18 protein-coding genes and 1 riboswitch are annotated in these 20,549 nt (G+C 45.1%); of the genes, 10 read left to right on the top strand and 8 right to left on the bottom strand.

The window, feature by feature from the left end; translation table 11 throughout:
- Nucleotides 1–8: 8 nt before the first annotated feature.
- Nucleotides 9–440: a hypothetical protein gene (locus BM156_RS01895; RefSeq protein WP_093918125.1), complete on the bottom strand. Its 432-nt coding sequence runs from the start codon at nucleotides 438–440 to the stop codon at nucleotides 9–11.
- A gap of 171 nt (nucleotides 441–611) precedes the next feature.
- Between BM156_RS01895 and BM156_RS01890 the strand changes: the two genes are divergently transcribed.
- Entirely contained in the window at nucleotides 612–1,106 is a 495-nt protein-coding gene (locus BM156_RS01890) for a helix-hairpin-helix domain-containing protein (RefSeq protein ID WP_093918663.1), read from the top strand.
- Nucleotides 1,107–1,368: 262 nt separating this feature from the next.
- Nucleotides 1,369–1,887, top strand: coding sequence for a hypothetical protein (locus BM156_RS01885; protein WP_093918124.1), 519 nt, complete (start codon nucleotides 1,369–1,371; stop codon nucleotides 1,885–1,887).
- Between the two features lie 160 nt (nucleotides 1,888–2,047).
- On the opposite strand, the gene metF is transcribed toward BM156_RS01885, so the two are convergent.
- The 6 genes from metF to BM156_RS01860 all read right to left on the bottom strand — a co-directional run bounded on the left by metF (nucleotide 2,048) and on the right by BM156_RS01860 (nucleotide 9,379).
- A complete protein-coding gene (gene metF, locus BM156_RS01880; protein WP_093918123.1) occupies nucleotides 2,048–3,001 on the bottom strand; it encodes a methylenetetrahydrofolate reductase [NAD(P)H] in 954 nt (317 codons plus the stop codon).
- 48 nt (nucleotides 3,002–3,049) lie between these two features.
- Nucleotides 3,050–3,208, bottom strand: coding sequence for a hypothetical protein (locus BM156_RS20630; RefSeq protein ID WP_170846821.1), 159 nt, complete (start codon nucleotides 3,206–3,208; stop codon nucleotides 3,050–3,052).
- A 70-nt stretch (nucleotides 3,209–3,278) separates the two neighbouring features.
- The gene (gene metH, locus BM156_RS01875; RefSeq protein WP_093918122.1) at nucleotides 3,279–6,956 is read right to left on the bottom strand and encodes a methionine synthase; all 3,678 of its coding nucleotides are present in this window, start codon (nucleotides 6,954–6,956) and stop codon (nucleotides 3,279–3,281) included.
- 74 nt (nucleotides 6,957–7,030) lie between these two features.
- Nucleotides 7,031–7,780 (bottom strand): UPF0280 family protein, encoded by a 750-nt coding sequence (locus BM156_RS01870; protein WP_093918121.1) that lies wholly within the window; start codon nucleotides 7,778–7,780, stop codon nucleotides 7,031–7,033.
- Between the two features lie 34 nt (nucleotides 7,781–7,814).
- The gene (locus tag BM156_RS01865; protein ID WP_093918120.1) at nucleotides 7,815–8,222 is read right to left on the bottom strand and encodes an NIL domain-containing protein; all 408 of its coding nucleotides are present in this window, start codon (nucleotides 8,220–8,222) and stop codon (nucleotides 7,815–7,817) included.
- A complete protein-coding gene (locus tag BM156_RS01860; RefSeq protein ID WP_212733384.1) occupies nucleotides 8,219–9,379 on the bottom strand; it encodes a homocysteine biosynthesis protein in 1,161 nt (386 codons plus the stop codon). Before BM156_RS01860 ends, BM156_RS01865 begins: the two co-directional genes overlap by 4 nt.
- Before the next feature lie 194 nt (nucleotides 9,380–9,573).
- Nucleotides 9,574–9,679: riboswitch (SAM riboswitch) on the bottom strand.
- A 282-nt stretch (nucleotides 9,680–9,961) separates the two neighbouring features.
- Here BM156_RS01860 and mnmH point away from each other — a divergent pair.
- Together mnmH and selD are read left to right on the top strand one after the other, a co-directional pair.
- On the top strand, nucleotides 9,962–11,014 hold the full coding sequence (gene mnmH, locus BM156_RS01855; RefSeq protein ID WP_093918119.1) for a tRNA 2-selenouridine(34) synthase MnmH: 1,053 nt from the start codon (nucleotides 9,962–9,964) through the stop codon (nucleotides 11,012–11,014).
- Nucleotides 10,986–12,017 (top strand): selenide, water dikinase SelD, encoded by a 1,032-nt coding sequence (gene selD / locus BM156_RS01850; protein WP_093918118.1) that lies wholly within the window; start codon nucleotides 10,986–10,988, stop codon nucleotides 12,015–12,017. The genes mnmH and selD overlap by 29 nt, the downstream gene beginning before the upstream one ends.
- Before the next feature lie 89 nt (nucleotides 12,018–12,106).
- Here selD and BM156_RS01845 read toward each other — a convergent pair whose 3' ends face one another.
- The gene (locus tag BM156_RS01845) at nucleotides 12,107–13,513 is read right to left on the bottom strand and encodes a radical SAM protein (protein WP_093918117.1); all 1,407 of its coding nucleotides are present in this window, start codon (nucleotides 13,511–13,513) and stop codon (nucleotides 12,107–12,109) included.
- A 143-nt stretch (nucleotides 13,514–13,656) separates the two neighbouring features.
- Between BM156_RS01845 and fumC the strand changes: the two genes are divergently transcribed.
- The 6 genes from fumC to tdh all read left to right on the top strand — a co-directional run bounded on the left by fumC (nucleotide 13,657) and on the right by tdh (nucleotide 20,535).
- The gene (fumC, locus tag BM156_RS01840) at nucleotides 13,657–15,057 is read left to right on the top strand and encodes a class II fumarate hydratase (RefSeq protein WP_093918116.1); all 1,401 of its coding nucleotides are present in this window, start codon (nucleotides 13,657–13,659) and stop codon (nucleotides 15,055–15,057) included.
- Nucleotides 15,058–15,154: 97 nt separating this feature from the next.
- Nucleotides 15,155–16,627 (top strand): cysteine--tRNA ligase, encoded by a 1,473-nt coding sequence (cysS, locus tag BM156_RS01835; RefSeq protein WP_093918115.1) that lies wholly within the window; start codon nucleotides 15,155–15,157, stop codon nucleotides 16,625–16,627.
- Nucleotides 16,628–16,758: 131 nt separating this feature from the next.
- Nucleotides 16,759–17,226 carry a superoxide dismutase [Ni] gene (locus BM156_RS01830; protein ID WP_093918114.1) on the top strand — a complete coding sequence of 156 codons (468 nt, stop codon included), beginning with the start codon at nucleotides 16,759–16,761 and terminating at the stop codon, nucleotides 17,224–17,226.
- Between the two features lie 259 nt (nucleotides 17,227–17,485).
- On the top strand, nucleotides 17,486–17,971 hold the full coding sequence (locus BM156_RS01825) for a thioredoxin family protein (RefSeq protein WP_093918113.1): 486 nt from the start codon (nucleotides 17,486–17,488) through the stop codon (nucleotides 17,969–17,971).
- A 54-nt stretch (nucleotides 17,972–18,025) separates the two neighbouring features.
- Complete coding sequence (locus tag BM156_RS01820) at nucleotides 18,026–19,348, top strand: DUF3472 domain-containing protein (RefSeq protein WP_093918112.1); 1,323 nt, start codon at nucleotides 18,026–18,028, stop codon at nucleotides 19,346–19,348.
- A gap of 158 nt (nucleotides 19,349–19,506) precedes the next feature.
- Nucleotides 19,507–20,535, top strand: coding sequence for an L-threonine 3-dehydrogenase (gene tdh, locus BM156_RS01815; protein ID WP_093918111.1), 1,029 nt, complete (start codon nucleotides 19,507–19,509; stop codon nucleotides 20,533–20,535).
- Nucleotides 20,536–20,549 lie beyond the last annotated feature (14 nt).

Below are 20,549 nucleotides of genomic sequence, written 5' to 3'. Positions count from 1 at the left end.
AGCAGAGTTTACTCCACTTCAGGCAAAGCGGAGATTGCGTAAAACTCATAGCTTAACTGTTCCTGGTAGCCTTCCCGGCTAAACTGAACAACACAGTGGATCTTGTCGTCCTCCTCCTCTGTATCAATCGTTATCACGACATCCGGATAAGCGCTTTCAGCAGCAACAACAAAGGGTTCATCAGCCGAAATGATTACAGCATATTCAATCATCAAACGCGCTGTTGATTGGGTTGATTCAAAACCAACTAAAGCGATCAATTCGTCCTCCTCCACTTCCAACAACATTCCCTCCTTTACGGAGTAAGGCTTATTGTTGATCGAAACGGTGGTCACACCCAAAACAGAAAAATCGGCTTTAATGACTTCATCATCATGCTCATTACATGACCACAGACTAAAAGAAAGAACAAGCAACAGAAGCAGTTTGAAAATCTTCATGGTAAAACAGGATTATTTTTTGATAAAATAGCGCTGCAAAAGTAACAAATCAACCGTTTTATTCACCTGGAGCCTCCCATTATTTTATCGAACTACAAGCGACTGAGCCATGAAAAAGCGTTACCTTTAATCTTGATCTTAGCCGATTGGTATCCTAAACTCATTTACAGCATGAAAACAAAATCTACTATCAAACTACCGCTGCATGAAACCGAAAAAGCCTCACTCAAAGCGCATAAAGTACGCCTGGGTGAACTTCTCAATTTTGCCGTAGATGAACTGGAAGTTTTACTGGACGCCAGCCCCGAACGCGCCAGAGAAATTCATGCTTTGGCCGAGTTCCAGCGTATGCCCTCGGTTGGGCTCAAGTTTGCCGAAGACCTTGTTTTCTTGGGCTACTACGCCATCGATGAGCTGAAGGGCTTAGATGGCGCCCAACTGACCGATGCCTATGAGCTCAAAAAAGGCTTCTGGACCGATCCCTGTGTTGAAGATCAATTTCGCCTGGTGGTGCACTATGCCACGACCCACGACGCAACCAAAAAGTGGTGGGACTTTACCAACGAACGCAAAGCCTACCGTCAGGAACACGGTTATCCTGCCAACCGCCCCAGCACCCCTTGGCACGAGGTTTTGCCAATCCGATCAAGGAAGAAGAGCAAATGATGCTTAGATTGCTGGATTTGAAGAACCAAGAGCCAAGAAACTAGAACCAAGACAGTACAGGTAGCTCTCACTTCACCTTTGCCTGTGCCTTTGCCTTTCTTCCCAGAGGCTATTCGGATTTTCAGATTGCTGGAAATTAAGAGACAAAAGCCAGGATGAAATAAATTCATTCATTTTGAACGATTAGCATTAATAAAACGAACTAAGGACGCAACCCTAAGTCGCTTTAATTCATCATGATTGAAACGAAAACCTACTCGTAATGAAAAAGAGATGCATCATCGCACTTCTTACCATATTGACTATGGCAACGAACTATGCATGTCAGGAAGATGATTTAGAAGGCATAATAACTACTGATCCAGCACTCATTGAAAAGTTATACGAGCATTCTGCTGACACCCTGAAAATAGCAAGTCAGCAGCTAACACTTGAAACCGAGCTTTATCGAAATTTCACCCCGGGCATTGGTCCCATCAAAGAGAAAAACAGAAGACTGATTGCTCCAATTTGGATTGTAAACACAGACAGTACTGTTATCACGCAAGAATTAACTGTTTCAAATCTTTACGTGATAAATCAACATCAAATCTGGACTTCTGAACCAGGTACTAATCCAGAGAATTCCACACCAGAATACAAATCCTTTTTCATCAGTAAAGATGGGCCGGAATGGGAAACAGGGATCTCTGTTGACGTCGTCATAAAAATCACTGACTTAACAGATAACAATGAAAAATACCTCATTGCCAGAAATCAAATGATCACAAAAGTTCAATAAATAAGCTCTCCCTCGTTGCCGAAAGATTGTATCGTGCGGCACTTCCTGCTAAGACTATCCATGCGATACAATCGCGCGGGAGCCATACAAAGCTTCTCCCAACAAAAAATCCGGCCTTTAAAGACCGGATTCCTGTATTTTTATGCTCTCTTATAGCCTGTTAAAATACGGCTTCAACAATTTTGCGGGCATTGTCCGACACGCCGTAGGTATATAGATGCAAGCTGGGCACTTTGTTGGCCACCAAGTCTTTCGACTGGTAAATAGCCCATTCGGTACCCACCACTTTCGCATCGTCGTTGTTTTTGCATTTGGCCAGCTCAGTCGCCAGTTCCTGCGGCAAATCAATGCTGAAAATTTTAGGCAGCACGGTCAGCTGATTCTTCAAGTTAATGGGCTTAATACCCGGAATAATGGGCACGGTGATTCCGGCTTCGCGGCATTTGTCTACAAAATTGTAGTACACCTGGTTATCGAAAAACATCTGGGTCACGATGTAGTCGGCTCCGGCATCCACTTTTTGCTTCAAATAGGCCATATCAGTATCGAAATTAGGCGCTTCGAAGTGCTTCTCAGGGTAACCTGCCACCCCAACGCAAAAATCGAGTGGAGAGTTATTTTTCAGGTCTGGCTCCAGGTACTTGCCCTCGCGCAAATTCACGATCTGCTCCACCAGCTCGCTGGCATTGGCATGCCCATCCGGATTGGCCCGGAAAACATGATCGCTTTTTAGCCCATCGCCACGCAAGGCCAACACATTGCTGATTCCCATGAAATTCAGGTCAATCAAAACATGCTCGGTTTCGCTTTTCGAAAAACCACCACACAAAATGTGGGGCACTACCGGAATGCCGTATTTGTGTTGAATAGCAGCAGCAATGGCCACGGTTCCGGGGCGTTTCCGCACGGTCCGTTTTTCAATGCTTCCGTCTGCCAGTTCCTTGTAAATCATCTCATCGCGGTGTGTGGTGATGTTGATGTACTGAGGGGCATAATCAATCAAACTTTCAATGGTCCGGTAAATCGTGCTCGCATCGTTTCCTTTTAGCGGAGGAAGCAGTTCGAACGAGAAAACCGTTTTATCGCTGTTGTTTATAATGTCAATCACTTTCATATCGAGTCGTGCATTTCGAGTCGTGAGTCATACCTTCACTTACTCTGTTTATTTAAAAATGTTTTCTATTTTCTTCTGCGCTTTATTGGCTTCGCGCTCCAGTTGTTTCTCCACCGAATTGTTGAAATGGAAAACCATATCCAACACAAACATAGCCAGTATTCCCAGCACAAAGGCAATAAGAACTTTTGCTGCTGAATTCTTCATGATCTATCTATTTTTTGTTCCTTTTTATAAGCGTCTCCCTGAATTCATTTCAGGACCTGTATTTTCTATTTTAAATTCCTTTATAGTTCAGGTTCACTGGCAAGAATTGCTCCACCATATCAACCGAAACTCCCTTGCGTTGGGCATAGTCTTCCACCTGATCTTGCGAGATTTTCTCGAGGCTGAAGTAACGCGACTCCGGATGGGCAAAAAACTGTCCGCAAACTGCCGCTGTTGGATACATGGCGTAATGCTCGGAGAGCGTGATGCCAATCTTCTCGGCACCCAAAATGTTGAACAAGTTCTCTTTTTCGTGGTGCTCCGGACAAGCAGGATAGCCCATGGCCGGACGGATTCCCTGGTATTTCGCTTTCAAAACATCGTCCCACGAAAGCTCTTCACCCGGGGCGTAAGCCCAGTAGTCCTGACGCACTTTTTCGTGCAGCAGCTCAGCAAAAGCTTCGGCCAGACGGTCAGCAATAGCCTCCAACATAATGGCTTTATAATCATCATGATCGGCCTTGTACTGCTCCATCCACTTCTCGATACCAATTCCGGCTGTTACCGCAAAAGCTCCGCAGTAGTCCGTCTTTCCAAGCTCTTTAGGCGCTACAAAGTCAGACAAACAGAAGTTGGGCGAGCCTTCCCGTTTCTTTTCTTGCTGACGCAGGTGATAGAAACGGCCCAGTTCATTTTGAGCCTCTTCATCCTGGTAAAGCACAATGTCATCGCCCTCAGCATTGGCCGGCCAAATCCCATAAATACCATTGGCCTGTAGCATCTTCTTCTCAATGATTTCATCGAGCATGATCTGGGCATCTTCATAGACTTTGCGGGCCTGTTCACCCTGACGTTCGTCGTCCAAAATTTCCGGGAATTTACCACGCAACTCCCACACAAAGAAGAAGAAATTCCAATCGATATACTTCCTCAGTTCTTCAATTGGGAAATCGATCAGCTCAAAAATCCCGGTTTGCTTGGGTTTATAAATTTCATCTTTGCTCCAGTCAATCTGGAACTTATTGGCACGAGCCTGCGCTAAACTCAGGTACTCCTTCTTTTTCTTTTGTCCGTGGAACTCACGTATCTTGGCGTATTCATCCTTCAAATTATCGATGAACTCCTGGTTGTTAGCCACCAGGTTTGCCACCACATTCACCGTGCGGCTGGCATCCTTTACATGCACTACGGGAAAGGAATATTGCGGCGCAATTTTCACTGCCGTATGGATTTTGGAGGTCGTTGCCCCACCAATCATCAACGGAAGCTTAAAGTTTTGGCGCTCCATCTCGTTCGCTACATTGGCCATGATTTCCAAGGAAGGGGTAATCAGGCCACTCAGCCCAATGGCATCCACCTTTTCTTTGATGGCTGTTTCCAGGATTTTTTCGGTTGGAACCATCACGCCAAGGTCAATTACCTCGTAGTTGTTACAGCCCAAAACTACGCCAACAATGTTTTTACCAATATCGTGGACATCACCTTTTACCGTGGCCATCAGCACCTTCTTCTGGCTACTTTGCTGATCCTTGTACTTCTCCTTGTCGGCTTCGACGTAGGGCAGCAAAAAGGCCACTGCCTTTTTCATCACCCGGGCCGATTTGATCACCTGGGGCAAGAACATCTTTCCAGAGCCAAACAGGTCTCCCACGACATTCATACCATCCATCAGCGGGCCTTCAATAATGCTCAAAGCAGGTTGATACTTCGGCAGTGCTTCAGCCAAATCAATCTCAACATAGTCTGGAATTCCTTTTACCAAGGCATGTTCCAGCCGTTTTTCCAAGGGTAACTCCCGCCATTCATCCTTCCGGACCACCTTGCTTGGATCCTCCTTCAGGTTTTGAGCAAACTCAAGCAAGCGCTCGGTAGCATCCGGACGACGGTTCATCACCAAGTCCTCAACATATTCCAGTAAATCTTTGGGGATTTCATCATAAATCTGCAGCATTCCCGGGTTGACAATTCCCATGTCCAACCCTGCTTTAATCGCATGAAACAGGAAGACCGAGTGAATGGCTTCGCGCACCAGGTTATTTCCCCGGAACGAGAACGAAACGTTACTCACACCACCGCTTGTTTTGGCATGTGGCAGATTTTCTTTGATCCAACGAATGGCATTGATGAAGTCCACCGCGTAATTGTTGTGTTCCTCCATCCCCGTTCCAATCGTCAGGATATTGGGGTCGAAAATGATATCTTCTGCAGGGAAGCCAACCTTCTCTGTCAGCAGCTTATAGGCACGCTCACAAATCTCGATGCGTCGCTCGTAATTGTCGGCCTGGCCCTTTTCATCAAAGGCCATAATAACCGCTGCCGCCCCATATCGCTTGATTTTTTGGGCATGTTCCAGGAACTCCGCCTCCCCTTCTTTCAGGCTGATGGAGTTCACAATGGCTTTTCCTTGCAAGCACTTCAAACCAGCTTCAATCACCTCCCATTTCGACGAGTCCACCATCACCGGTAATTTGGCAATATCGGGCTCAGCCATGAGCAGGTTCAGGAAGCGAACCATCTCTTTGTGGGCATCCAGCATGGCATCATCCAGGTTGACATCAATCACCTGCGCACCATCTTCCACCTGGTCACGAGCAACGGCTAAAGCTTCTTCGTATTTTTCCTCCCGAATCAGACGGGCAAACTTACGTGATCCCGATACGTTGCATCGTTCTCCGATATTCACAAAGTTGGTTTCAGCAGTTATCGTAACAGGCTCTAAACCACTAAAACGGGTCAGCTCGTCATTCTTCTGCTTGATATGAGGTTCCGCTGCTGCAGCAATTCCAGCAAATTTGCGGATATGGTCGGGTGTTGTTCCGCAGCAACCACCAATGATGTTGACGAAGTGATTGTCCAAAAAATCCTTCACCTGAACAGCCATTTCCTCCGGTGTTTCGTCGTATTCACCAAATTGGTTGGGCAAACCTGCATTGGGGTAGGCACTGATGTAAAACGGCGCTTTCTGAGCCATTTCTTCCAGGTAGGGGCGCATATCTTTTGCTCCCAACGAACAGTTCAGTCCAATACTCAACAAATCGATGTGGCGCATGGAATTCAAAAATGCCTCAACAGTTTGTCCCGATAAAGTCCGACCACTGGCATCGGTAATGGTTCCGGAAACCATCACCGGTAAGCGCATTCCCCGTTTCTCCAGCTCTTCTTCAATCGCAAAAAGAGCAGCCTTGGCATTCAGGGTGTCAAAAATGGTTTCCACCAACAACAGGTCGACACCACCATCCAACAAACCTTCCAATTGCTCCCGATAGGCCTCTTTAATGCCGTCAAACGACTCAGCACGATAGCCAGGGTCATTGACATCCGGCGACAAGGAAAGTGTCTTATTCGTTGGCCCTAGCGCCCCTGCAACATAGCGGGGTTTCGACGGATCTTTCGCCGTGTATTCGTCCGCTACCTGGCGAGCTAACTCAGCCGATGCCTTATTCATTTCATACACCCAATCCTCGGTATGATAATCGGCCTGTGAGATCCGATTGGCATTGAAGGTATTGGTCTCCAAAATATCTGATCCGGCATCTAAAAATGCGGCATGAATTGCCTTGATAATATCTGGTCGGGTCAGCGAAAGCAGGTCGTTGTTTCCAAACAGTTCATTGGTTTTTGAGGCCAAAGAGTCGTTGCGGAAATCCTCTTCCTGAAGCTTGTGCTTCTGGATCATGGTTCCCATGGCTCCATCCAAAACCAACACCCGTTCTTTCAGCTCTTCCCGTATGTCATTTTTCTGTATCATCTTATTTATTCTCTTTTTTCCTGTCGGTCAGCGACAAACTGGTTTCCCAGTGTACGTACTTTTTACAACAAGGATTATTGAATCAGCTTCATTTCAAATTCGCCACGAATGCCAATCTGATCTTCGCAAATAAGCACCGCCGCGATAATCTCCTCAAACCGCTCGGTTCGTTTCAGGACTTTCTCAACATCGCCCGGCTTTTTGATCAAATTTCCAAAGCCCGTGGCAAAGGCATCAGCCAGAGCCGTTTCTTTGCAGGCAATCATGACCGCATCGGCCTTTCCGAATGAACGTGAAGGACCAACCGTTCCGGCAGAAGTACAGATGCCCAATGGGCTGTGCTCTGCGGCAATTTCCAGTCCGACCATGCCTGACAAAGGTGAGTCGCCAGCAAAAATACTCATAATCAATGGTTCTTGAAGCTTCAAAAAAATGTCGCCTCCGTTCTCCACAACCATTTCGAGAATGGAAAAGTTTTCTAAAAGTGCTTTTCCAATGTTTTCGCTGAACCACCCAGCCACGGCAGCCATTGGGCCAACGCCTGCTTTTTCGGCTGCTGCAGCCATTACTTTGGCTGACTCAGGAGCCTCGTCCTGCACAGTGCAAGGCTTCAGGCTCTTCTTAAACATCGAATCAGCAGCCACATAAGCTTCGAGCTCATCGCGAATAGCTTCCAACTGCTTCAGGGCAAAATCAGCCATCTCCTTTTGGAAAGAAGCATGGTCAATACCAATCCAGATATCCGAATCTTTGTAGGTAATCACAAACGACTCGAATCGTTCTTTTGAAAAGCTACTGCGGTATGTTCTTGGTTCAATGATCATATTTTGTTCTTTCGAATTATCGTTACTATTCTGTCTATCTGAAATCAATTTCAAACAAGTTCAGCGGACAAGCGGGCACACAAAGCTCACACACAATGCATTTGTCGGAGTTAAAATTCAGCTCCCAGTTTTGATCCATGGTCAACGCACCGGAAAAACATACGGCGGTGCAATTTCCACAATGGATACAACGCGATTGGTTCCACTGAATTTGCTTATCCAATGGCTCACAGCTCACCTGGTTATCTTTCAGCCACGAGATCCCCTTTTTCAGATTATCTGAGGTGCCAGCCAATTCCAATACCAAACTGCCGGTTTTTCCCGGACGCACTTCGGCTTTCAGAATGTTGATCCGGATATCGTAATCTTTCACCAGGTGGTAGCTCAGCGCTTTGTCACCACTCTGCGGAGGAAATTTTAAAAGGTACCGTTTCTTTTTCATGATTCGCCTCCTTCTTCTTTTAGGCCATTCAAACTCGTATTCTTTGGGAACATCATCACTGGTTTCACCAATTCAAACGAACCTTGTTGAACTTGTTCTTTCAGCAAGTTTGCAATTTTTCGGGCCTTCGAAAGGCTGGAAACCGGAGCCGTACGCACTTTCTTTCCGTTTACCTTGATCTGTCCAGACCGAAGTTGTTCGTAGTTGACTCGTCCCAAAGCTGGAGTCCCCACGGTTCCGTAGTCCAACACCGTGGTTTCAATCTGTTCATTCCGAATGGTCAATCGTCGGGCCATATCTTCATCCAGCACCGGAATTGGAATACCGATTCCCACAAAAAGGCTCACCCCGTACTTTTCGTAATAGGCCGCCTGCAAGTAGTCCGAACTCATTTGTTTCAGATCGCCAATCACGGCAAGCGTCGCCGAATTACTTACCGGAACACCATGCTCATTCTTTGGTTTACTGGTATTGAACTGGGTTCCGGGCCACGAAACATAGCCTTCGGCCCCACCCAAAAAAATCCGTGTTCCCATACCAATGGTTCGAAACTCCGGGTCATTCAACAAAGGACTGAGCTCACCGGATGTTGAATAGGTCGCATTCCGCAAATTAGGAAGCAAAGAGCCCATGTAAGTGTACTTGATCGTATCGGTGGTGTTAACCGCGACATTGTAATTCTGGTAGGCATTCCGGGGATTAAACAGGAACATTTCATTGACCGTTTCCTTGCTGATTCTCGTTTTGATGTACTTCCGCGGGTAGCAGTCGGTTCCTTTTCCCCAGGCTTCGAGTTCCAGCTCCTTGCCTTCAACCAGATCCTGAATGACGTGGGCACCTCCATACTCCGGCTTTTCCGGATCGCAGGCAGTAGCTCCAACGTAGGTATCAACCGCAGCCAGCCCTTCATAAACAGGCACTCCATTGAGCCTGATCTTCTCCATCCTAATCGGAGGATCGGCATGGCCAAAATTGATAAAAGCACCACTGGAACACATAGCTCCAAAGGTTGCCGTTGTTACCACATCAACTTTTTTGACGATTTCGGCAGGTGATAGCTCCCGCCCCATGACTGAGACTTCTTCAGCGGTCAGTACCACAGCTTTTCCGCTTCTGATTTTCTCGTTAATTTCTTCATACGTTTTCTTGATACTCATGCTATTTTTTCGATTTTAATCTTTTACAAAAAGACACAGCTATAGCCCAATCCCATCGTTGAAAGGATTTTTAGGGTTCGATAAAAAGGGTAAATAAATTGCGCTGATCAGCGCATGCAGCTGTTCGAAAAATGCATGAAGCTCAACAGGAAAAGAGAGTTTGCTTGTATTTTCACTCGTTTCATTTTTAGTTTCAATTATAATTCCGTTTCCGGCCGGGTTTTGGCACCGTTTCCATTGTTGAACAGAGGGTTGCCAGAGTTTCTCGGAGCCCGATCTCTCCACTCTTCCTTATAACCAAAGAATCCCAAATCATGGGAATATTTGATAATTTGCCACAAATGTAGTGTCAAAAGCGATAATTATCAAATTATTGCCCCTTCTGAATTAAAAATTTTACAGAAATAAGTATAAGCACCTAAAGAGAATGGGAAAAAGGTGAATCAAGGAGAACTTTTCCCCAACCAAATCCTTGATTTGAACCCAATTTCAAAAAAATGAGTAACGTTTTTTTTGTGTTGACTGAAATTTTATTGGCTCTCGTGTTCGTTTCATCTTTCAAAATCAGCTAATTTTGCGCCCATGATTAGCAAAATGAGCATTGATGATTACCTCGCTCAAGAGCACCCACAGCCCCTGATTGATGTACGTTCGCCCGGAGAATATGAGAAAGGCCACATTCCCGGAGCCACCAATATTGCCCTGTTTTCGAATGACGAACGCGCCCATGTGGGCACCGTTTATGTCCGTGAATCTCGTGAAAAAGCGATTGAATTGGGCTACCAATATGTCAATCCTAAGCTGAACTGGTTTATCACTGAAAGTCAAAAAGTAGCTCCGAATTCATCGGTTGCCGTTCATTGCTGGCGCGGAGGAATGCGCAGTCAATCGTTTGCCGAACACCTGCATGCTCATGGGTTTAAGGATGTTCGTTTAATCACAGGCGGGTATAAAGCCTATCGTCGGCATGTACTCTCCTTTTTTGAACAGCCTTTTTTCCTGCGGATTTTAGGTGGCTACACCGGAAGTGGCAAAACTCAGGTCTTAAAAGAAATTCAGCGAAAAGGTCACCAGGTGATTGATTTGGAAGGAATTGCCCATCACAAAGGCTCAGCCTTTGGAAGCATTGGCGAAAGCAGCCAGCCCAGCGTCGAGCAATTTGAGAACTACCTGCACCAACAGATGAGTGCGTTTGACCTGCAACAACCCATTTGGCTTGAAGATGAAAGCCACTGTATTGGGCACGTGAAAATTCCTATGGCCCTGTTTCTGCAAATCCGTCAACAAGATGTTTACTTCGTCGATCTGCCCAAAGAACAACGGGCTCGTTTTCTGGTGAATGACTATGCCGCTTACGGAAATGATGTGCTGGATGCAGCCATTGATGGCATTGCGAAACGTCTGGGAGGACAAAACGTTAAGCAGGCTCACCAATTGCTTGCAGAAAACAACTATTACGAAGTGGCGCTATTAACCCTTCAATACTACGATAAAGCTTACAGACGTGGAATCGCACATCGCGATGCCGAAAAGGTCCAACAAATTCCGCTGGCTGTAATTGATGCAACAAAAAATGCTGAAACCATTATAAAATTTGTCGAGAACTATGAGCACGATAAAACTCACACAATATAGCCACGGCGCAGGCTGTGGTTGCAAAATATCGCCTAAAGTACTAAGCACCATTTTGCATAGCCAGCTCCCTGTTGGAAATCATCCGCAATTGCTGGTGGGGAATGATAGCCGGGATGATGCCGCTGTTTACGACATGCAAAATGGCACGGCCATTATTAGTACGACCGACTTTTTTATGCCCATTGTGGACGATCCGTTTTCCTTTGGGAAAATTGCGGCAGCCAATGCCATCAGCGACGTCTATGCCATGGGGGGAAAGCCACTGTTGGCCATTGCTATTTTGGGCTGGCCAATCAATAAACTGGCGCCCGAAATTGCCCAACAAGTGTTGGATGGAGGACGTCAAACCTGCCTGGAGGCCGGAATTCCACTTGCTGGAGGCCATAGCATTGATAGCCCGGAACCCATTTTTGGCTTGGCCGTTACCGGACAGGTTGCTACCGATCAGCTAAAACAAAACGATACCGCAACCGAAGGATGCCAGCTGCTATTGACCAAACCACTGGGTGTTGGTGTGTTGTCCACCGCGCAAAAAAACGGTAAACTGAAAGCCGAACACCAACATTTAGCACCTGAGTCCATGATGAAGCTGAATAAAATTGGTGTTGAACTGGCTGCGATTCCCGGAGTAAAAGCGATGACCGATGTAACCGGCTTTGGCTTATTGGGCCATTTAACCGAACTGTGCGAAGGAAGCCAGCTTTCGGCCGAAATTGAACTGGACAAGATTCCCCGCTTCAAAGAAGTAGCTGAATACATTGCAGAAGGCTGTATTCCCGGAGGTACCCACCGCAATTGGGACAGCTACGGATGCCGTGTCAAGCTGAAAAACGAAGAAGACAAACTGCTACTTTGCGATCCCCAAACCAGCGGAGGCCTGCTACTGGCAGTAGAACAAGATGCCATTCCGGAAGTCATCAATCTACTGGAAGAAAACGAGTTGAACACCTCCGTTTTTGGGCATTTAACCGCTCAAACAGAAGACCTGATACGCGTAATTTAATTCGGATAAAAAATATAAAAAGGAGTCAGTTAGGACAAGTTATCAATCACTGCTTGTTCTCTCTGACTCTTGTATTATTAGACACTTCACTAATAGTAATCCCCCAATCCTTCGGGGATAAACTCGTAAGTCATAATCTGCTGAATTTTGGAATCTTCGGATTCTTTATACTGAACATCCTGATTCAACAAGCTCAGGAAGAACTTCCGTTTTTCATCATCCAACTCAATGGGTAAATTAGCCAATCGCCGTTCAACGACTACTTCCCTTTCATCGTTCAGAGGAATCCGAGTAAAGTCGTTTATCCCCGTTTCCTGAGGAAAAATATGGCTCACATGGTATTCCACCCAAAGTGGAAGTTCTAAAGCGACAAATCGCTTGAACAGCTCAGAATGAAAATCCATCCGGGATGTTTTCTCATTGAAAATCACCCAGCCTTTAGCCAGTTCATCTTCAAATAAATTAAGCACTTCCCCTTGCCTTTCGCGGGGCAAACGGGTATAAACATTCCGGATAAAACCATTTTCAGTCACTTCCTCCCAGGGATAACGTACCAAAGGGGCATGTTTTTTCCGGTTGGCTGATTTTTGATGGCGGTTTTTGTAGACAAATGAGCAATAATTGATCGGAAGATCCAGTCCTTCATCCAAGGCAAACTGAATTAATCGCAAAGCTGTTAGCTCCGACTCCATGACCGTTACCTTTTCTCCATGAATGTAGGTGTAATCATGCTCAACCAGTTGGTTGAAATTGTAGGGAGTCAGGCGCATTTGGTGGAAGTTCAGATGATTAACTCCCAAAGCACTCAGCTCACGAATCTTTTCTTTTAAAAGTTCTTCTTCTTGTGGAACAGCAGGAATTTCAACGGTTACCACCGGAATTTGACCTAAAGCAAGCTGCAGTTTATCGGTTTTATACTCCGTAGCGCCAATATCAAAACGCATCTCGTTGAGCCCAGCCTGCTTAAAAGCCGCGACTTTTTCCGGGGTCAATAAAATCCCATTGGTATAAAGCCACACGTAAACTTCATCGCCAAAAGCATCTTTCACTGCTTTTACAAAAGCCAAACTTTTATCAAAGGAAATGAGCGGTTCGCCCCCTGAAATACTGACCCCTTTAAAGCCAAATTTTCGAATGTAGTCAACATAGGTTTGTGGCTCTTCAAAAATGAGGGTGTTCGTTTCCGGCTGTGCCAAATCATTCTGCTGCGTCGGGCAATAAAAGCACTTCCCGTTGCACAGGTTATTGATGAAAAGACAGGACCACTGCCCTTCGCCGCAAAGCTGACATCCCTTGGATAACTTAGTAACATCCACTTTGCTGTTGTGAAACCCCCACTTTACCCTGCTTTCAAAAGTCGATAGAATCGTCTTCCGGTCTTGCATAGCAGTCGCAGCTTCTTTCGGTGAAGGGAATTTCAGATAGTTGTATTTCACCTGGTATTCCTCCTGATTCCTCAGCAGGTGCCGCTCTTTTAAAGGTGTTAACCTATTCATTCAAAATATCAAATAACTGGACGCAAATATAGTTTCATTTTTAAATGCTGAAACAGAAAAAATGCATTTTTCGCAGGCTTAAAGATCAAACAAACTGCATCATTCAGTTGTCCTATAACTAGAAGCCTGAAAATAAACAAATTATGAAGTATCGAATTGAGAGAGACACACTTGGCGAAGTCGAAGTTCCTGTGGACAAATACTGGGGAGCACAAACCCAACGCTCCATTGAAAATTTCAGAATTGGGCCGCCATCAAGCATGCCCATGGAGCTTATTCATGCTTATGGCTATCTGAAAAAAGCGGTAGCCCTAACCAACCAAAAGTTTGGGCTATTATCAGCCCGGAAAGTTGCTCTTATCACCCAAGTCTGTGATGAGATTATCGCAGGGCAACTGGATGCCCACTTTCCTTTGGTTATCTGGCAAACGGGATCGGGTACCCAAACCAATATGAATGTGAATGAAGTGATTGCCAACCGTGCCACAATCCTGGCCGGTCATAAGCTGGAAGCAAAGCACCGAGTGCTTCATCCCAACGATGATGTGAATCGCTCTCAATCATCCAACGACACCTTTCCTACCGCCATGCACCTTGCTGCTTATAAAGTTTTGGTTGAACGCGTAATTCCTCAGGTAAAGCAATTACAAGATGGTTTAGAGTTAAAGGCTGAACAGTTTAAAGAGCTTGTAAAAATAGGGCGAACACATGCCATGGATGCCACGCCTTTAACTTTAGGACAAGAGTTTTCAGGCTATGCTTCGCAGCTGCATCATGGCATTCAGGCCCTAAAAAACACCCTTCCCCATTTAGCCGAATTGGCTATCGGTGGAACTGCCGTTGGCACAGGACTAAACACGCCTAAAGGTTTTGCTTCTGAAGCTGCATCCATGCTTACGAAACTCACTGGCCTCCCGTTTGTATCAGCTCCCAACAAGTTTGAAGCTCAAGCGGCACACGATGCCCTGATCGAAGCTCATGGAGCGTTGAAACGACTGGCTGTCAGCCTTATGAAAATTGGAAATGACATTCGCTTACTTGCCTCCGGCCCAAGATGCGGTATTAGCGAACTTCTACTACCTGCCAACGAGCCCGGTTCTTCCATCATGCCCGGGAAGGTTAATCCAACGCAGATTGAAGCGCTAACCATGGTTTGTGCCCAGATTATGGGTAATGATACCACCTTGAGCGTAGCTGGATCTAGTGGGCAATTTGAACTAAATACGTTCAAACCGGTCATCATTGCCAACTTTCTACAGTCGGCAAATTTGCTGGCGGACTCCTGCACGTCCTTTTTCGAAAAATGTGTTGTGGGCATTGAAGCCAACCACACACAAATTGCAGAACACCTGAACAACTCCCTCATGTTGGTTACCGCACTTGCCCCTCATATTGGCTACGAGCAAGCTGCAGTAATCGCTAAGAAAGCCCATGCCGAAGCCAAAACACTCAAGCAAGCGGCGATCGAATCGGGCTTGCTGACGGCCAATGAATTTGATCAATGGGTCGATCCAATCGCAATGACCAAACCACGAAAAGCCTAAAAAAGACACCAAGGATAAGCTTTCCCCGAATTCTCAATCTACCATTTAATTACAGTTGCAGAGAAATTTTCTACCTTTGCACAAATTTCTCGAATCCATGGAAAATCAACTACAGATTTACAATACATTAAGTCGCAAAAAAGAAGTTTTTGAACCGCTTCATCCGGGAAAAGCCGGTTTGTATGTTTGTGGCCCTACCGTATACAGCAAAGCTCACTTGGGACATGCGCGCCCCGCAGTGACCTACGATTTGCTTTTTCGTTACCTGAAACACATCGGCTATAAAGTTCGCTATGTACGTAACATTACCGATGTTGGTCACTTGGTTAATGACGCTGATGAAGGTGAAGATAAAATTGCCAAAAGAGCTCGCTTGGAAGAGCTGGAACCAATGGAAATCGTTCAAATTTATACCAACGACTACCATAAAAACATGCAGCAGCTCAATGTGCTTCCACCAAGCATTGAGCCTCGGGCTACCGGTCACATCATCGAACAAATTGAAACTGTAGAAAAAATATTGGCTGCAGGCTATGCTTACGAAAGCAATGGCTCCGTGTATTTTGATGTCGAGAAATACGCCAAAGATTATCCTTATGGCGAGCTATCAGGACGGAAAATTGAGGATCTGCTAGCCAACACCCGCCAACTGGATGGACAAAACGAAAAACGATCATCCTTGGACTTCGCGATCTGGAAAAAAGCGGCACCAGAACACATCATGCGTTGGCCTTCGAAATGGGGCGAGGGCTTTCCGGGCTGGCACGTAGAATGTACAGCCATGAGTTGCAAATATCTTGGCGAGACCTTTGATATTCATGGAGGTGGAATGGATCTAACCTTTCCCCACCACGAAGCAGAAATTGCTCAAGCTAAGGCAGCTAACGGGAAAGATGCTGTTCGTTATTGGATGCACAACAACATGATTACCCTAAACGGCCAAAAAATGGGTAAATCATTGGGAAATGCTATCTCCCTGGATGAATTCTTCAGTGGCGAACATGCCCTGTTGGAGAAAGCCTATTCGCCAATGAACATCCGCTTTTTCATGCTAACAGCTCATTACCGAAGCACCTTGGATTTTTCGAATGAAGCTTTGCAGTCGGCTGAAAAAGGCATGGAGCGCCTGTTAAAAGCAACTGAAACACTCGAAAATCTGGAGGCACAGGCAACTTCAACGGTAGATGTTAAAGGCCTAAGAGAAAAATGCTACCAGGCAATGAACGACGACTTAAACAGTCCGATTGCCATTGCACATCTTTTTGATGGGGTAAAAATGATTAACTCCATTGCTGACGGAAAAGCGAGCATTTCACCCGAAGATCTGGAAGAACTGAAGACCTTATACGCCACCTTTGTGTTTGATTTATTTGGCTTAAAAAGACCGGAACAACAATCAGACAGCAATACCGAGGCTTATGAGCAAGCCATTGACCTGTTGTTGCAACTTCGGCAAGACGCTAAGGCCAATAAAGACTGGGGAACTGCCGACAAAATTCGGGATGAATTGGCTCGCCTCGGCTTTGTGGTTAAAGACACCAAAGATGGATTTAGCTGGGAATTGAAGTAAATTACCAAAGATACGATATCAAAGCCTTCTGATTTTTCAGAGGGCTTTTTTTTGCCTATTTTCCATGCTAATAAACTTATATCCAACCCTATTTGTTGTATGGTTACAAATTAAAAAAAATTACAATTATTATGAAAAAATTACTTGTACTTAGCCTGTTTGTAGCTCTGGTAGCAATCGGTCAAAAGAGCTATGCTCATTGTGAAATTCCTTGTGGTATTTATGGTGATTCTGTTCGCGTTGAACTGATTGCGGAGCATATCGAGACCATTGCAAAGTCGATGAATCAGATCAATGAGTTATCCGAAGCAGGCGATAAAAATTACAACCAGTTGGTTCGCTGGGTCATGAACAAAGAAGAGCATGCCAAAAAGATCCAAGACATTGTTAGCCAATACTTTCTTCACCAACGCATTAAGCCCGTTCAACCAACTGAAGTTGAAGCTTATGCCAAGTATACCAATCAACTAGCCCTACTCCACCAGCTGTTGGTTCTTTCAATGAAAGCCAAACAAACCACTGACTTGACAGTCATTGACAAACTAAATACAACACTGGAAAAATTTTCAGACAGCTACTTCCACAAGCACACCCACTAAGGTACAACATACTGTCAACCAAGCCTCTTCATCAAAAGAGGCTTTTTTTTGTGCAATTTTACATTCCCATGATATTTTCAGTAGTTATCTTATTTCGCAATGTTTATTTTTAGCCACACAATATACACGTGACGCAATAAATGTGAAATACTGAATGGCAGTCACTTAATTTTTAAATAGAGCCCGTGATAACTGAATTAAAACACATGAAACCTGTCATGTGCATGAACTTGTATCCTGGTTCAAACTAAAAAAACAAATGAAGAAGTTTATTGGAATCTTTATCCTGATCGCAATTAGCTTGAATCTATCGGCTCAGACAAGCAAAGTTTATGATCCAAACGCCAATGCGCAAGAAGCCATTGAAAAGGCAGTTAAACAAGCTAAGAACGAAGGCAAACACATCTTTCTGCAAATCGGTGGCAACTGGTGTCCCTGGTGCATCAAATTTCATCGTTTTGTTGATAGCAATGCAGAAATCAAGAACTTTGTCGATGCTAATTATGTCGTGGTAAAAGTAAATTACAGCAAAGAAAACAAGAATCTGGAGGTTTTGAAATCCCTCGATTATCCGCAACGATTTGGCTTTCCGGTGTTTGTTGTTCTTGATGAAAATGGACATCGAATTCACACCCAAAATTCAGCCTACTTAGAAGAGGATGGTTCGTACAGCCCTAAAAAAGTACTTCTGTTCTACAAACAGTGGTCTCCAGAAGCTTTGGATCCAGCCAATTACGGAGACTAAACACAGCTGACTAACTCGTTGAAACAAATACTACTCATCAAATAAACTACAAAAATGAAAACACTCAAATCTCTGATTCATGGCTTATTGCTATTAAGCTTTTCCTTGTTTACAGCTTTTACGGGTTGTAGTAAGGATCTGGAAGGCAGTCAGGCTATTCCAGCAACGCCTTATTCGGTTCCGGCCGGCGGAAATGCCTGGATCTCCCCCACTCCTTTTGAAGGCTACCAAATGGTATCCGAAGAAGGAATCCAAAATTGGACCCAAGCAGAAAATACGATTCGGATCTATTTTAAGCTCATGCAAGCCGGACAGTTAGATGTGGCTCTTCAAGCCCGCGTTCCGGAAGGAACTTCTGAGCTGAACTGCACACTCAACGGGGACAGCAAGACTGTTTCATTAGCAGGTGCAAACTTTCAAAAAACCTTTGTTGGCAGCTTTCAAATCGATCAACCGGGCTACCATTATATCGAGTTGGAAGGATTGAAAAAAACAGCTAGTCAATATGCCGAAATCAAGAGTCTCCAGCTAGGAGGAGCTGCAACGGAAGGAACAATGTACTATGTCAAAGAAGAATATTATTGGGGACGCCGTGGACCTTCTGTTCACCTAAGCTATCAGATTCCTGAAAATTCAGGCGATATCGAATGGTTTTACAACGAAATAACCGTTCCTGAGGGGCAAGATATCCTGGGCTCTTATTTCATGGCTAACGGCTTTGGAGAGGGCTATTTCGGCATGCAGGTGAATTCTGAAACCGAGCGCCGAGTTTTGTTCTCTGTTTGGAGCCCCTACCAAACCGACGATCCCAGTACCATTCCCGACGATTACAAAATTATATTAGACCGCAAAGGGCCAACCGTTACCACCGGGGAATTTGGCAATGAAGGATCAGGAGGTCAAAGCTTTATGCGTTTTAACTGGAAAGCCGGAACAACCTATCGTTTTTTACTTCGCGGACGACCATTGGATAACAATTTTACGGAGTACACCGCCTATTTCTATGCACCTGAAATTGGAAACTGGCAACTCATCGCCTGTTTCAAGCGGCCACACACCAATACCTGGCTAACCCATCAATATTCGTTTCTGGAGAATTTTATTACCGAGACGGGGGCTATTAGCCGGTATGCACAATACGACAACCAGTGGATTTACACCACCAACAAACAATGGGTGGAGCTTACAAAAGCCAAATTCACCGCTGATGCAACGGCCCGGAAAGAATCACGTATGGACTATTCCGGTGGCGTAAAAGATGGTCGTTTTTTCATGAAAAACTGCGGTTTCTTTGACGAAACCACCCCCATTGGATCGATGCATGAACGCCAAGCAAGAAAAAAGGCTCCTGACATTGATTTCTCCCAATTGCCCTAGTGTAAAAAAAATGACATACATTCTTTCTCATCATCTGAAATAGCACTAATTTGCTTCATCATTCGACGGTATAAAACAAAGCTATTTTTATCCGTTAAGAGAATGACTAGATGATACAAATTCAATTAGTTACTATTAAAAAATTAAAATACAAACGAATGAAAGCAATTGTAAAAAGCAAACCAGAACGTGGTCTTTGGATGGAAGATGTTCCTATGCCAAAAGTAGGACACAACGACGTACTCATCAAAATAAAAAAAGCGGCTGTCTGCGGTACCGACCTTCACATCTATAAATGGGATGAATGGGCACAAAACACCATTAAAACTCCGGTAGTTATCGGTCATGAGTACATGGGTGAAGTGGTTGAGACCGGTTCTGAAGTTGATCGCGTACATGTTGGTGAACGGGTAACCGTTGAAGGACACATTGCTTGTGGTTTCTGCCGTAACTGTCGTCGTGGACGTCAGCACATTTGCGACAACACCTTAGGAATTGGCGTTCAGCGTGACGGAGGTTTTGCCGAGTACATTTCGGTTCCGGCCAAAAACGTGCTGAAAGTAGATCCGCAAATTCCGGATGAAATCATGGCGATTATGGATCCACTGGGAAATGCAACACATACAGCCCTGTCCTTCCCTCTTCTAGGAGAAGATGTGCTGATTACCGGTATTGGTGGCCCCATTGGAGCAATGGCTACTGCGGTAGCCAAATTTGCCGGCGCCCGAAACGTTGTTGGAACCGATTTGAGCAGCTATCGTCGTGATTTAGCTCGCAAATTAGGAGCTACAAAAGTGATTGATCCAACCAAAGAGCAGGTAAATGAAGCGATGAAAAGCTTAGGGATGGTTGCAGGCTTCGACATCGGTTTAGAATGCAGTGGCTCGCCTATCGCTTTTAATGATATGGTTGAGAACATGTACAACGGAGGAAAAATCTCCTTGCTGGGCTTGCTTCCCAAAAGCACACAGATCAACTGGAGCAAACTCATTTTTAAAGGCTTAACGCTGAAGGGGATTTATGGTCGTGAAATGTACGAAACCTGGTACCACATGGAAATGATGCTGACATCAGGATTGAATATTGCTCCCGTCATTACCCATCGGATGAAGGCTGATGATTTCCAGGAAGCTTTTGATATTATGGAACGCGGAGATTGCGGAAAAATTATTCTGGACTGGGAGTAAATTTAATATTTTTA

This window comes from Sunxiuqinia elliptica, assembly GCF_900113005.1.
Taxonomy (GTDB): Bacteria; Bacteroidota; Bacteroidia; order Bacteroidales; family Prolixibacteraceae; genus Sunxiuqinia; species Sunxiuqinia elliptica.
The sequence above is the reverse complement of the archived record's forward strand: the minus strand, read 5'-3'. Positions and strand labels throughout refer to the sequence as shown.

What these genes read in the sequence shown, in the direction of transcription:
- BM156_RS01895 (WP_093918125.1), bottom strand. Translation starts at nt 440, where the DNA reads ATGAAGATTTTCAAACTGCTTCTGTTGCTTGTTCTTTCTTTTAGTCTG.
- BM156_RS01890 (WP_093918663.1), top strand. Translation starts at nt 612, where the DNA reads ATGAAAACAAAATCTACTATCAAACTACCGCTGCATGAAACCGAAAAA.
- BM156_RS01885 (WP_093918124.1), top strand. Translation starts at nt 1,369, where the DNA reads ATGAAAAAGAGATGCATCATCGCACTTCTTACCATATTGACTATGGCA.
- metF (WP_093918123.1), bottom strand. Translation starts at nt 3,001, where the DNA reads ATGAAAGTGATTGACATTATAAACAACAGCGATAAAACGGTTTTCTCG.
- BM156_RS20630 (WP_170846821.1), bottom strand. Translation starts at nt 3,208, where the DNA reads ATGAAGAATTCAGCAGCAAAAGTTCTTATTGCCTTTGTGCTGGGAATA.
- metH (WP_093918122.1), bottom strand. Translation starts at nt 6,956, where the DNA reads ATGATACAGAAAAATGACATACGGGAAGAGCTGAAAGAACGGGTGTTG.
- BM156_RS01870 (WP_093918121.1), bottom strand. Translation starts at nt 7,780, where the DNA reads ATGATCATTGAACCAAGAACATACCGCAGTAGCTTTTCAAAAGAACGA.
- BM156_RS01865 (WP_093918120.1), bottom strand. Translation starts at nt 8,222, where the DNA reads ATGAAAAAGAAACGGTACCTTTTAAAATTTCCTCCGCAGAGTGGTGAC.
- BM156_RS01860 (WP_212733384.1), bottom strand. Translation starts at nt 9,379, where the DNA reads ATGAGTATCAAGAAAACGTATGAAGAAATTAACGAGAAAATCAGAAGC.
- mnmH (WP_093918119.1), top strand. Translation starts at nt 9,962, where the DNA reads ATGATTAGCAAAATGAGCATTGATGATTACCTCGCTCAAGAGCACCCA.
- selD (WP_093918118.1), top strand. Translation starts at nt 10,986, where the DNA reads ATGAGCACGATAAAACTCACACAATATAGCCACGGCGCAGGCTGTGGT.
- BM156_RS01845 (WP_093918117.1), bottom strand. Translation starts at nt 13,513, where the DNA reads ATGAATAGGTTAACACCTTTAAAAGAGCGGCACCTGCTGAGGAATCAG.
- fumC (WP_093918116.1), top strand. Translation starts at nt 13,657, where the DNA reads ATGAAGTATCGAATTGAGAGAGACACACTTGGCGAAGTCGAAGTTCCT.
- cysS (WP_093918115.1), top strand. Translation starts at nt 15,155, where the DNA reads ATGGAAAATCAACTACAGATTTACAATACATTAAGTCGCAAAAAAGAA.
- BM156_RS01830 (WP_093918114.1), top strand. Translation starts at nt 16,759, where the DNA reads ATGAAAAAATTACTTGTACTTAGCCTGTTTGTAGCTCTGGTAGCAATC.
- BM156_RS01825 (WP_093918113.1), top strand. Translation starts at nt 17,486, where the DNA reads ATGAAGAAGTTTATTGGAATCTTTATCCTGATCGCAATTAGCTTGAAT.
- BM156_RS01820 (WP_093918112.1), top strand. Translation starts at nt 18,026, where the DNA reads ATGAAAACACTCAAATCTCTGATTCATGGCTTATTGCTATTAAGCTTT.
- tdh (WP_093918111.1), top strand. Translation starts at nt 19,507, where the DNA reads ATGAAAGCAATTGTAAAAAGCAAACCAGAACGTGGTCTTTGGATGGAA.